Origin of the sequence: Streptomyces sp. NPDC052773 (genome assembly GCF_044547145.1) — a bacterium.
Lineage (GTDB): Bacteria > Actinomycetota > Actinomycetes > Streptomycetales > Streptomycetaceae > Streptomyces.
In genome coordinates this window covers 97758-110078 of the sequence record NZ_JBITZX010000016.1, presented here as the reverse complement: position 1 = coordinate 110078, position 12321 = coordinate 97758, and the positions used below count along the sequence as shown (strand labels likewise).

The following is a 12321-nucleotide window of genomic DNA, read 5'->3' as shown; positions in this document are numbered from 1 at the left end:
TCTCCTCCGGTGTCGGCGAGTTCGTCCCGGCCGCGAGTCGGGCAGCGTACCGGGAGGAGGATCATAGGAGAGCGGGCGGAGGTGGCACCACCGCGCGCCGCCTCACATTCCCGAACGCCGCGTTGTCGTAACGGTGTCGCACCGGTGCGGGCGACAACCGGACGGAGAGGGAATGCAGATGAACGACTTCCAGGCCATCGCGGACCGAGTCGAGATCGAGGCACTGCGCGCCGAGTTCACCGACGCCGCGATGATGCGCGACCGGCCCCGCCTCGCCTCGCTGTTCACACCGGACGGTGTCCTGCGGATGCCGAACATCCCGGTCGAGCTGACGGGCCGCGATGAGATCCTCGCCGGGGGCGAGCGGCTGCAGAGCCAGTGGGACTTCTTCGTGCAGAACACCCACCCCGGCACCGTCCGGCTCGACGGCGACACCGCGACCGGCCGCGCCTACATCCACGAAATCGCGCGCACCCTCGACGGACGCGAGGGCCTGAACCACGCCGTCTACCACGACCGCTACCAGCGCACCGAGGAAGGCTGGAGGTTCACGGAGCGGGTGTACGAGGTCAGGTACCTGGACACCTCCCCGCTCGCGGGTACGGCGCCCCGCCCGGAGGAGGGCCCCGGGAACGACCCGGCACACGCCGCCGCCACCCCGGCCCCGGCCCCGGTCGCGTCCTTCGCCGACCCGGCCCCGGCCGTCCGGCTGGAGCGGGTGGCCGCCGCGCTGCGGGCGGGCGGCTTCGCCGCCGAGATCCTCGACGACGCCGCGCAGGCGCGTGCCCGTGTCAAGGACCTGATCCCCGAGGGCGCGAGCGTGCTCACCGGAGCCAGCGAGACCCTCCGGCTGTCCGGTATCGACGAGGACATCAACGCGAGCGGCCGGTACGACGCCGTCAGGCCGCGCGCCCTGGCCATCGACCGGGCCACCGGCGCCGGCGAGATCCGCAAGCTGCTCGCCGGCCCCGACTTTGTCGTCAACAGCGTCGCCGCGGTCACCGAGACCGGCGCGCTCGTCCTCGCCTCGGGCAGCGGCAGCCAGCTCCCCGCCAACGCGGGCGGCGCCGCCCACGCGGTCTGGATCGTCGGCGCCCAGAAGGTCGTGCCCGACCTGGACACGGCCCTGCGCCGTGTCGAGGAGCACGCCCTCCCGCTGGAGAACGCCCGCGCCCAGGAGGTGTACGGCAGGCCCAGCGCCGTCAACCGCCTGCTCGTCCTCAACGCGGAACCGTACCCGGGGCGCGGCACCGTACTGCTTCTGCGCGAGGCCATCGGCTACTGACCCGGCCGCCCGGGGGCCGTCCGGCTCACGAGCCCGGAGCCGGTGGCGCTCCGGGCATGACGACGAGCGCGTCACCGGTGGGGCGCTCTCCCGCCGCGTCGCTGGGAAGGCCCTGGAGCTCGTCGCGTACGACCATCGCCGTCGAGCCCCCGCCGTCCAGGTTGAGCGCGTCCACCGCCCCCAGGGCGCGCATGACGGCGGCGGTCTCGGGGACGGACAGCCCGGCGCTGTGGCCGGGACGGCGGCCGTCGGCGGTGAGCAGGACGAGGTGCCCGTCCCGGGTGACGCCGGCCGCGGTGCGCGGGTTTCGCCGCAGATACCACCCGTTGTAGAAGGCGGCGCGGTCCGCGCCCTCGATGTCCTCGGGGCTCCATCCGTCCCGCACCGGGTCGAGGGCGAGTCCGCCGTCCCGGAGCAGCAGCGGGCCGCCGTTGAGGACGGAGGTCTTCGGGGTGAGCGGCAGCCAGGTCCCCTTCTCCGCGTCCACGACCGTGCCGCGCACCGTCAGCGTGGCTCCGGTCCGGGCGTGCTCGCGCAGCCACCGGGCTCCGGCTCCGGTGCCCTGGAGCACGGTGCCCCGCGCGGGGACGGGACCGCCGCGGTGCTCCTGGAGCGAGGTCACCCGGCCGTCGGCGTCCAGGGTGACCTGGTAGCCGGGGCCCTCCGGCGCGGTGGTGCCGAACTTCGGTGTGACGGCGACGAGTTCGTCGGGGTTGCCGCAGGTGTAGTCGTGCGCGGGACGGGCGAAGGGGGTGGCGTTGCCGACGCCGCCGCAGTTCACGACCAGGCCGGACTGCCGGTTCAGGCCGGTCACCTCGTGGACGGCGCCGTCCGCCGTGCGGACCGTGAGCCTGGTCCCGACCCGGCGTACCGACGTGCCCCGGCCGGAGTCGGCGGGCACGATCAGGGCGGGCCGCCCGTTCACGGCCTCCGAGACGAGGTCGCCGCCGACCACCGAGACGCCGGCGAGGTCGCCGTCGGTGCCCGCGACCCAGTTGCCCGGGGTCGTCCGGTTGCCGCCGATGACGAAGTAGCCGCCGTTGACCGCGGCGAGGGCGCCGGTGCGCCGGGCCATGGCGCTGGTGGTCTCGCGGCCCGGCACGATCCCGTCGGCCAGCTCGGCCCGCAGCCGGCCGCGGAACCTCGCCGGGTCGACGACCAGCACGTCCAGCGACCAGGGGCCGGTCGTCGGATGCCCGTCCTCACCGGTGTGCTGGACGCTCGCGGGCAGTCCGCGGCCCGCGATCTCGCTCCTGGCGCGGTCGGCGGCGGCCTTGTCGGCGTACCGGCCCACCCGCACCATCCAGCCGAGCGGCCGGTCGGCGAGCCCCCGGGGGTCCGGTCCGGCGGTGGGGTCACGGCGCGGTTCGTACCCGGCGGCGCGGACCCTCCCCTCCAGCGCGGCGGCCTCCGTCTCGCTCGTGGCCACGCCGATCGTCACGGTCCAGAAGTCGTCCGTAGACTCCCGGCCGCGTTCGATCGCGATGTGGGTCACGCCCGGGGCGACCTGCCGGGAGGTCCGGGACTCCGCCAGAGCCGCGGCGCCCAGCGGCAGCGGCCGGGCGACCGCCGGGGCGCTACGCCGCGCGGCCGGCCGGGCCTGCGTCGTGGCGGAGGCCGTGGCGGAGGCCGTACCCGGGCTCGCGGTGGTGCTCGGGGTGGGGCTCGTCGCGGTGATCGTGTCGGTACTCGGGGTGGCGCTCGTCGCGGTGATCGTGGCGGCGGCCAGGCAGGCGGCCGTCGCCCCACCGGCCAGCAGACGGCGCGCCGTTCGAGTCTTCATGGGGCGTGGACGTGCCTTTCGGGTGCGGAGCGCTGGCGGCGGCCATCATAAGGCGGCGGGGCGTGCGCGCGGCCCGGGCGGGGCGTACGCGGGACGGGCGCGCACCGCGGGTGCCCACCGGATGCGCACCGGGGCCCGACTCAGCCGAGCGCGCGGTCCAGGTTGAACGCCGCGCTGATCAGGGCGAGATGGGTGAACGCCTGCGGGAAGTTGCCCTGCTGCTCGCCGGTGTGGCTGATCTCCTCGGCGTACAGCCCGAGATGGTTGGCGTAGGTGAGCATCTTCTCGAAGGCCAGCCGTGCCTCGTCGACCCGCCCGGCGTGCACCATGGCCTCGACGTACCAGAACGAGCAGATGGAGAACGTGCCCTCGTCGCCGCGCAGTCCGTCCGGGCTGGCCTCCGGGTCGTAGCGGTAGACCAGCGAGTCGGACACCAGCTCCTCGGTCAGCGCGTCCAGGGTGGACAGCCACTTGGGGTCGGTGGGCGCGATGAACTTGGTCAGCGGCATCATCAGCACCGCCGCGTCCAGTACCTCACCGTCCTCGTACTGCGTGAACGCCTGCCGCTTCTCCGACCAGCCACGGCTGTGGATCCGCCGGTAGATGATGTCGCGGGTCTCCCGCCAGCGTGTCAGGTCGGCGGGCAGGCCGCGCCGGTTGGCCATCCGGATGGCCCGCTCGATGGCGACCCAGCACATCAGCCGCGAGTACAGGAAGTTCTTCCGGCCGCCCCGGGTCTCCCAGATGCCCTCGTCCGGCTGGTCCCAGTGCTCGCACACCCAGTCGACCAGGGCGCATACGTCGTCCCACTGGGCGCTGGAGATGGGCCGCGCCCACTTGTCGTAGAGGTAGATGGAGTCGATGAGCGCGCCGTAGATGTCCAGCTGGAGCTGTTCGGCGGCGGCGTTGCCGACCCGGACCGGGGCGGAGCCCTCGTGGCCCTCCAGGTGGGGCAGCTCATGCTCCGTCAGATCGGTGCGGCCGTCGATGCCGTACATGATCTGCAGCGGGCCGGAGGCGTGCCCGTCGCCCGGACTGATGTGCCGGGTCACGAAGTTCATGAACGCCTCGGCCTCGCCGGTGAAGCCGAGCCGCAGCAGCGCGTAGACGCAGAACGCGGCGTCCCGCACCCACACGTACCGGTAGTCCCAGTTGCGCTCGCCGCCCGGCTGTTCCGGCAGGCTGGTGGTCGGTGCGGCGACGATCGCGCCGGTGGGCGCGTAGGTGAGCAGCTTCAGGGTGAGCGCCGAGCGGTGCACCATCTCCCGCCAGCGGCCCCGGTACTTGGACTGGGACAGCCAGCGCCGCCAGTACTTCACCGTCGCGTCGAACTGGTCCTCCGCCTCCATCCGCGGGCACCGGCGCGGGGCGACCTCGCCACCGACCTGGTCGAGCGCGAACACCGCCGACTCGCCCTCGGCCAGCTTGAACTCGGCCCGCGCGTCCGGCCCGTCCGCCTCCAGCGGCACGGTCGCGGTGAGCGAGAGCGACAGCTCCGCCGACTCGAAGACCGCCACTCCGCCGTCCATGCGCAGGGTGTGCGGCCGGGCGCCGAAGTCGAAGCGGGGCGCCACGCGCGTACGGAACACCACCGACCCGCGCACGCACAGCACCCGGCGGATCAGCCGGTGCCGTTCGGCCTCGACCTTCTCGCCGCGGATCGGCATGAAGTCCTGCACCTCGCCCACGCCGTCCTCGGTGAAGAAGCGGGTGATCAGGACGTTGGTGTCCGGGAAGTAGAACTGCTTGGTCTTCGCCGGGCCGGCCGCCGACAGCTGGAAGGAACCGCCCCGCTCCGCGTCCAGGATGGAGGCGAAGACGCTCGGGGCGTCGAAAGCGGGGCAGCAGTACCAGTCGATGGTGCCGTCCGTGCCCACCAGGGCGACGCTGCGCAGATCGCCGATCAGTCCGTGCTCGGCGACCGGCAGATAGCGCGGACCCCCGGATATTCCGTCCCTCGACACCTCGGCCATCGCCGCCTCCCTCGAACGGTGAGCCCCAGCGGGCCTGACGCGAAACGGTCTGTCCCGGCGCGGTTCCAGCTTAGGTCGGTGCCGATCGCCGGGCTCCCGGAATCGATCAGTCCGTGCGGCGGCAAGGGGGCGGGAGGGGTGCCGGCAGGGGGGCGGGGAGGGCGGTCGACGCGGGTGCCGGCACGGATACGGGAGAGGACGTACGTACGGCCGGGTCCCTCACACCGCCAGCACCCGCACCCCCGCCTCCTCGAAGCGCCGTACGACGGCCTCGTCCGCCGCCGTGTCGGTGACCAGGGTGTCCACGGCCTCGGTCCCGCAGATCCGGGCGAACGCGCGACGGCCCAGCTTGCTGGAGTCGGCGGCGACGACCACCCGCTCGGCGCGCTCGCACAGCAGCCGGTTGATCGCGGCCTCCGCCTCGTCGTGCGCCGCCGCGCCGTGCACCACGTCGAGGGCGACCACGCCCAGCACCGCCACGTCGAGCGTGACCTGCCCCAGCACCCCGTCGGCGAGCGGCCCGATCAGCTCGTACGACTGCGCCCGCGCCGCCCCACCGGTCACCACGATCTTGAACTGCGGCCGTACGGCCAGCTCGTTGGCGATGTTGAGGGCGTTGGTCACGACGGTCAGGGCGGGGGAGCCGGATCCGGAGCCGAGATCACCGCGTACGGCGAGCGCCCGGGCCACCTCGGTGGTGGTCGTGCCCCCGGTCAGCCCGACCGCCTCGCCGGGCGCGATCAGCTCCGCCACCGCCTTCGCGATGCGCTGCTTCTCGGAGGCGCGGCGGGCCGTCTTGTAGCGCAGCGGGAGTTCGTACGACACCCCGTGCACCACCGCCCCGCCCCGGGTGCGCACCAGCATCTGCTGCTCGGCGAGCTGGTCGAAGTCACGGCGGATCGTCGCGGCCGACACCGCCAGCTCGGCGGCGGCCTCCTCGACGTCCAGGCGGCCCCGCTCCACGAGCAGTTCCAGCAGCGCCTTCCAGCGGGCGTCGCGCGACATCCGCACCCTCCAACCAGCCAACCGGTCCTCGTCCTCACGGCGACCCTAGCGCACCCCATTCCGCCTGAATGCTTGAAGCTGCTCGAAATCTCGCGCTATCTTGCAGAAACAATCACATCATCGTCGGGAGGGGCTACGACATGACGCATGTCGAGGACGAGCTGCGCACCCAGCCGGAGTGCTGGACCCGAGCCGCGTCGGAGGCACCCGGACACCGCGCGGCCCTGCCCGCACCGGGGGAGCGGGTCGCGCTCGTCGGCTGCGGCACCTCGTACTTCATGGCGCGCGCCGCCGCCGCGCTGCGGGAGAGCACCGGACAGGGCGAGACGGACGCCTTCCCCGCCTCCGAGTTCCCGTACGGCCGCCCCTACGACCGAGTGGTGGCCCTCACCCGCTCCGGCACCACCACCGAAGTCCTCGACCTGCTCGGCAAGGTGCGCGGCCGTGCACGCACCACCGCCGTCACCGCCGATCCACGAACCCCCGTCACCGACGCCGCCGACGACCTCGTCGTCCTCGACTACGCCGACGAACGCTCCGTCGTCCAGACCCGGTTCGCGACCACCGCCCTCACCCTGCTCCGCGCCCACCTGGGCCTGCACACCGACGCCGCCGTCACCGACGCCCGTACCGCCCTCACCACAGAACTGCCCCAAGGGCTCGTCGAACGCACCCAGTTCACCTTCCTCGGCCGCGGCTGGACCGTGGGCCTCGCCGACGAGGCCGCCCTGAAGCTGCGCGAGGCCGCCGGCGCCTGGACCGAGTCCTACCCGGCGATGGAGTACCGCCACGGACCCATCAGCGTCACGACCCACACCACCGCCACGTGGATGCTCGGCGAGGCACCCCCCGGACTCGCCGAACAGGTCCGGGCCACCGGCGCCCAGTGGATCGCCGGCGCGCTCGACCCGCTCGCCGAACTGATCCGCGCCCAGCGGCTCGCGGTCGCCGTCGCCGCCGCCCGCGGCCTCGACCCGGACCGCCCCCGCCACCTCACCCGCTCGGTGATCCTCGCCCCCTGACCCTCTGCCGGAAAGGACGGACCGTGTCTCTCGTCACCACCGGCGAGCTGGTCACCGCCGCCGCCGCGGAAGGCTCCGCCGTGGCCGCCTTCAACATCATCACCCTCGAACACATCGAGGCGGTCGTCGCCGGCGCGGAGGCGGCGGACGCCCCCGTCGTCCTCCAAGTCAGCGAGAACGCCGTGAAGTTCCGCTACGGACGGCTGCTGCCGCTGGCCCGCGCCGCCGTCGCCGCCGCCGAACGGGCCGGCGTGCCCGTCGCCCTCCACCTCGACCACGTGCACAGCGACAGCCTGCTCCGACAGGCCCCGGACGCCGGGTTCACCTCCGTGATGTACGACGCGGCGCGACTCCCGTACGCCGAGAACCTCGCCGCGACCCGCGCCGCCGCCGACTGGGCGCACGCCCAAGGACTCTGGATCGAGGCCGAGTTGGGCGAGGTCGGCGGCAAGGACGGCAGACCCCCGCTGGACGCCCACGCGCCCGGCGCCCGCACCCACCCGGCCCAGGCCCGCGCCTTCGTCGCGGACACCGGCGTGGACGCCCTCGCCGTCGCCATCGGCAGCGTCCACGCCATGACCACCCGCACCGCCCGCCTCGACCACGCCCTGCTCAAACGCCTCTCCGCGAGCCTCGACGTACCCCTCGTGCTGCACGGCTCCTCCGGCCTGCCGGACGACGAACTGACCGCCGCGGTCACGGGCGGCATCACCAAGGTCAACGTGGGCACGGCCCTCAACATCGCCATGACCGGCGCCATCCGCACCCACCTCGCCGCCCACCCCGAGGCGGTGGACTGCCGCACCTACCTCACCGCGGGCCGCGAGGCGATGGCCCGCACGGTGGAACGGATCATCCGGACCGTCCGCCCGGCCTGACGCCTCCCGGCAACACGGCGGCGCGCGCGTCGGGTGAGGAGGCTCGGCAACTGCGGGGGATGGCCACCGTCCTGCTGATCTCCGTCTGCTTGTCGCCCCGCGACCGGTCGCGGGGCTGTGGGACCGGCTGTCCGGCTGGCAGCGGGACCAGGTCGAGGCGGTGACCGCGGTGGAGCTGACTCATCTGGCTGGCTTGGCTGACGCAGCCGAAGGACGCGCTCCGGTTGTTGGCCGACCGGCTCACCGACCGGCTCACCGACCGGCTCACCGACCGGCTCACCGACCGGCTTGCCGAGGACGGCGGCGAAGCGCGCGTGTGCGGAACGCGATGGGCCGGCTCATCGGTCACGGGCGGGCTCAACCAGCGGCATGGGTGCCCCGCGTGGGGCGCGGCGACGACCTGTGGGCGAGCGGGTGGCCCACACCCGCACGTCGGAGACGGGGTGATCGACGCTCTGTCTCTGCCGGCGCACCAGGCACTGGGGTTCACCGAACGGCGCCCAGAGCCTTGAAAACGGCTGGGCCGCTCCTCACCTCGGTTGGTGGGTCTTTAAGTAAGTGGGGAGCGCGGGGAGCCAAGAGCAGGACTTGATCACCCATGGGTAGGCTCGGAGCATGACCGGTGACTGGCGGATGGACCGGATCGGGGCTGCTCTGCGGGGCGAGAATCCAACTGTGCTGCGGCGGCTTGAGTCCGGCTTCGCGGTGATCGGCGACGTTCAGTTCCTGCCCGGGTACTCGGTGCTCCTTGCGGACGAGCCGGGTGTTCAGCGGTTGTCCGACCTGCCGAGGGCCAAGCGGCTGTCGTTTCTGTCCAACATGGGCCAACTCGGAGAAGCGGTAGAGCGGGCCTGCCGACGGCTGGACCCCGATTTCCGCCGGGTCAACCTGGAGATCCTCGGCAACACGGACCCGTTCCTGCATGCCCATGTCTGGCCGCGGTTCGAGTGGGAGCCGGCGGAGCTGGTGGGCAAGCCGGTGTGGCTGTATCCACGTGAGTGGTGGAGTGACGAGCGGTTCAGGCTGGGTCCGCAGCACGATGCGCTGCGGGAGGCGATCGGCAGTGAACTGGACCGTCTGCGCTCGATGGCCTGACGGTGTCGGCCCGCCGACCGGCTGGGTCCTTCTCTTCGGGCAGGGAAGCGCCGGAGCTGACGAGGTCGGCCGCCGCACCACCGAGCTACCGCCCCAAACGCAGGGACAACTACCGGTGCTGGGCCTGCCGCACCTTCGGTCACGGACACGGGCCGCCTGCCGGGCCGAGTCCCCTTCACCTGCTGGAAAATCCACTGGTGGGAGAGGTGGGCGACCGGGCTACAGTCGCGCATGACGACGTACGGCCTCGGCCCCACCAAGCTCTACGCTCCCTCCGAGCGACTGCTCCACGGCAAGGGCGTGGAGTCCGCGATCGGGGCCGGAGAGGCCGGCGACTGGATCCGGCTCGACAGCGGCGTCCATTGGGCCACCCGCAGCAACGTGTTCCGCGGCTGGAAGTCGACCTCCTGGATACGCGTCGGCTTTCGGTCGGTGAACGCGCGGGAGATCGCGGACTGGCGCCAGGCCCCGTACTGGCAGGAGGGGCTTGGCGGGACCGGAGTCCCGTCCTGGAGCCTGCCGCCCACCGAGTCCGAGATCGCTCTGTGCCTCTGTCACGGGGATCCCCGCGTCCGCGCGGCGGCGCTGGCCCTCGATGAGTCGGCGGAACTGCCCGCCTCCGTCCTGCCGCTCGTCCTGATCCGGAGCGCGGACACCGACGTGCACGTGCGGACCCTCGCCCGCGCCATCCTCGACCGTGTACTCGGCGACGCCGACAAGGCGCTCCTGCGCCGACTGGCCTCTCTGGCCGCCCTGGTGGGCAGGCGGAGGCGGTACGGGACCTGGGCGCGGGAGGCCGTCCTGGGGCGCCTCGGCGCACTGCCCGACGACGCGCTCCCGCCGTTCGCGGATGACCCGGACCCCCGGCGTCCGCGGCACCGCCCTCAGCGCGTCTCCGCGGCACCCCCTGCCTCCTGCGGGACCTGCTCGACAGCTCGCGGGAGGACGTGCCGGCGCGGGTGGAGGTCCTCCTGGAACTCAACCGGATCCACCGGCAGGACACCTGCCGCTGCTGCCCGTCTCCGGCCTCGGCGCCGAGACGGTCACGATCGGCGAAGCTCCTGCCCGAGCCCCGGTAGCCCTCCATGACCCGCCCGGCTTCCTACGACTCTGGCCCCGGTGCCGGGGACTCGCTTCCCCTGTGGCTGAGACCGACGCGCTGACCACCCAGGCCTGCCCCGCCGAGTCGCTGCTGCGCGGCTCAGGAAGCCCAGGACGTGACGGCCCTGGCAGACCAGCGAGCGGTCGGCGGTTGCCTGGCAGATGGTGTCCTTGCGTGAGCTGGTCGCCCCGGTGGCGGAGGCAGAGATGTGAGCGGGCCCGAGCAACCCCGCAGGCACGGGGGTTGCTTCAACTCATGGCCTTGAGGCACCTGTCTGAAGATCGTTTGGGTGGGCTGAGTCGGGCCGGAGTGGTGTTTCGGCTAGGAGTGCCAGTGTGCGAGCTTGTGCATGGCGGCCGAGGCTTGGGCGAACCCGTCATCGCCGAGGAGATCGCGAAGTTCCGCGTTGAACCGGTCGATCTCCGGGCCGGCGGCGTGCAGTGCGGCGGCGCCCGCCTCCGTCAACTCCAGTACGACCGCCCGGTGTTCCCGAGGATGGGCACTCTTGGTGACGAGTCCGGCGGCGGTGAGCCGGCCCACCAGCGGTGTCACCGCGGACTGGCGCAGGCCGAGGGTGCGGGCGAGTTGCTGCTGGGTCAGGCCCGGCTGGTCCTGCACCGCGAACAGCGCGCCGAGCTGGGCAGTGGTCACTCCGGCGGCGGCCAGGCAGCGGCGGTCCGCAGTCAGGCGCAGGGTGTGTGCGGCCCGCTGCAGGAGGAAGAACAGGCGGTGGTCCGACTCAGGCGGCATGGGCCGATATTGACAGAGCGGGCCGCGCGACGCGATGCTCAGTTCACTAGTGAATTGAGGTCGTGGTGAACGCATACTCCCCGGATCTGGCACTCGCCCGCAAGGTGCTGGCCTCCCAGCCCTTCAGCATCTACCTCGGCGCTCGGCTGACGGATTTCGGCGACGGCGCGGCCACCCTGGAGGTGGACGTCCGCGAGGAACTGCGCCAGCAGAACGGCTTCGTCCACGGCGGTGTCCTCAGCTACGCCGCCGACAACGCACTCACCTTCGCCGCCGGTACCGTCGCAGGCCCTGGGCTGCTGACCGCCGGCTACACCATCGACTACCTGCGCCCCGCCCAAGGCACCGTTCTCCGCGCCCACGCCCAGGTCGTGCGTCCCGGCCGCACCCGGGTCGTCTGCCGTTGCGACCTGTCCATGCTGGATGCCGATGGCAGTCAGACGCTCTGCGCGATCGCCCAGGGCACCATCGCCGTCGCCGAAACAGCCCTGCCTGTTGCTGGATAGTCGAGCTACTCAAGCTCTGGTTGCCTCGAGACAGCCCGCCCTGAGGTGCAGGCCGGCGTGCCGTACGGGAAGTGGTCGCAGGCCAGGTAGAGGCGTTCGTGACCGCCGTCCTCCTGGCCACGTACTTCGGCTGGTCGCGAACGTAGGTGTCGCATTGCCGGGTCGGTTGGCAGGGTGAAGGCCATGAGGATCACCAAGTTCGGTCACGCATGCGTTCGGCTGGAAAGGAACGGCCGGGCGATCGTCATCGACCCAGGCGTTCTGACGTCAGATCCTGACGTACTGTCAGGAACCGAGGCGGTCCTCATCACGCATGAGCACTTCGACCACTTCGATCCAGAGCGCCTGCGCGAAGTCCCGACGGCCATCTACACCTGCGCCGGGGTCGCCCGGCACCTGAACGGGTTCTGCGAGCGTGTGCACGTGGTCCGCGAAGGCGACAGCTTCTCCGTCGCGGGCTTCGAGGTGTCGGTGGCGGGCGACAAGCATCACTTCAGCCACCCGGATGTGCCTCCCGTCGACAATGTCGGGTTCCTGATCGACGGAGAGGTCTTCCACCCGGGTGACGCGTTGACCGTGGTGGACGCGCCGACGCTGCTGGTGCCCGGCCAGGCGCCATGGCTGACGGTGCCCGACCTGATCGACTACCTGCGCCGGATGGCACCGCGCCGTGCGTACGCCATCCATGACGGGCTCCTGAACGAGTGGGGCCTGAAGGTATTGGACGACGTTCTCGCGATGGAGGCCAAGCGGGCAGGTGCCGATATCCGACGGCTGCACCCGGGTGAGACCGTCGAACTGTAGACGGTGCCGGTCTTGGCTCCATGGTGAGGGTTCTGCGGGAGGCCGGTGAGGCCCAGGATCCGGCCGTCGCGCGGGCGTGGCGGAGGCCGGCGCTGGTGCCGACGGGATTGTCAGTGGC

Annotated in this window: 11 protein-coding genes; 7 read left to right on the top strand and 4 right to left on the bottom strand. The window is 72.3% G+C overall.

Going from position 1 to position 12321, the window contains the following annotated elements:
• Positions 1-172 precede the first annotated feature (172 nt).
• A complete protein-coding gene (locus tag ACIG0D_RS29185; RefSeq protein ID WP_399806610.1) occupies positions 173-1285 on the top strand; it encodes a nuclear transport factor 2 family protein in 1113 nt (370 codons plus the stop codon).
• A gap of 25 nt (positions 1286-1310) precedes the next feature.
• Here the strand turns inward: ACIG0D_RS29185 and ACIG0D_RS29180 are convergent, their stop codons facing one another.
• The 3 genes from ACIG0D_RS29180 to ACIG0D_RS29170 form a co-directional block, all read right to left on the bottom strand.
• The gene (locus ACIG0D_RS29180; RefSeq protein ID WP_399806608.1) at positions 1311-3068 is read right to left on the bottom strand and encodes a phosphodiester glycosidase family protein; all 1758 of its coding nucleotides are present in this window, start codon (positions 3066-3068) and stop codon (positions 1311-1313) included.
• A gap of 140 nt (positions 3069-3208) precedes the next feature.
• Positions 3209-5041, bottom strand: a complete 1833-nt coding sequence (locus ACIG0D_RS29175) for a glycoside hydrolase family 15 protein (RefSeq protein ID WP_399806605.1) — start codon at positions 5039-5041, stop codon at positions 3209-3211.
• Positions 5042-5260: 219 nt separating this feature from the next.
• The gene (locus tag ACIG0D_RS29170) at positions 5261-6046 is read right to left on the bottom strand and encodes a DeoR/GlpR family DNA-binding transcription regulator (protein WP_399806602.1); all 786 of its coding nucleotides are present in this window, start codon (positions 6044-6046) and stop codon (positions 5261-5263) included.
• 140 nt (positions 6047-6186) lie between these two features.
• Between ACIG0D_RS29170 and ACIG0D_RS29165 the strand changes: the two genes are divergently transcribed.
• The 4 genes from ACIG0D_RS29165 to ACIG0D_RS29150 all read left to right on the top strand — a co-directional run bounded on the left by ACIG0D_RS29165 (position 6187) and on the right by ACIG0D_RS29150 (position 10130).
• Positions 6187-7068, top strand: a complete 882-nt coding sequence (locus ACIG0D_RS29165) for an SIS domain-containing protein (RefSeq protein WP_399806599.1) — start codon at positions 6187-6189, stop codon at positions 7066-7068.
• 23 nt (positions 7069-7091) lie between these two features.
• Positions 7092-7946, top strand: coding sequence for a ketose-bisphosphate aldolase (locus tag ACIG0D_RS29160; RefSeq protein WP_399806597.1), 855 nt, complete (start codon positions 7092-7094; stop codon positions 7944-7946).
• 615 nt (positions 7947-8561) lie between these two features.
• Complete coding sequence (locus ACIG0D_RS29155; protein ID WP_399806595.1) at positions 8562-9041, top strand: HIT family protein; 480 nt, start codon at positions 8562-8564, stop codon at positions 9039-9041.
• A 231-nt stretch (positions 9042-9272) separates the two neighbouring features.
• Entirely contained in the window at positions 9273-10130 is an 858-nt protein-coding gene (locus ACIG0D_RS29150; RefSeq protein WP_399806592.1) for a hypothetical protein, read from the top strand.
• A 334-nt stretch (positions 10131-10464) separates the two neighbouring features.
• Here ACIG0D_RS29150 and ACIG0D_RS29145 read toward each other — a convergent pair whose 3' ends face one another.
• Entirely contained in the window at positions 10465-10893 is a 429-nt protein-coding gene (locus ACIG0D_RS29145) for a MarR family winged helix-turn-helix transcriptional regulator (protein WP_399806588.1), read from the bottom strand.
• A 65-nt stretch (positions 10894-10958) separates the two neighbouring features.
• Between ACIG0D_RS29145 and ACIG0D_RS29140 the strand changes: the two genes are divergently transcribed.
• Positions 10959-11399, top strand: coding sequence for a PaaI family thioesterase (locus ACIG0D_RS29140; protein WP_399806585.1), 441 nt, complete (start codon positions 10959-10961; stop codon positions 11397-11399).
• Between the two features lie 183 nt (positions 11400-11582).
• A complete protein-coding gene (locus ACIG0D_RS29135) occupies positions 11583-12203 on the top strand; it encodes an MBL fold metallo-hydrolase (RefSeq protein WP_399806582.1) in 621 nt (206 codons plus the stop codon).
• Positions 12204-12321 lie beyond the last annotated feature (118 nt).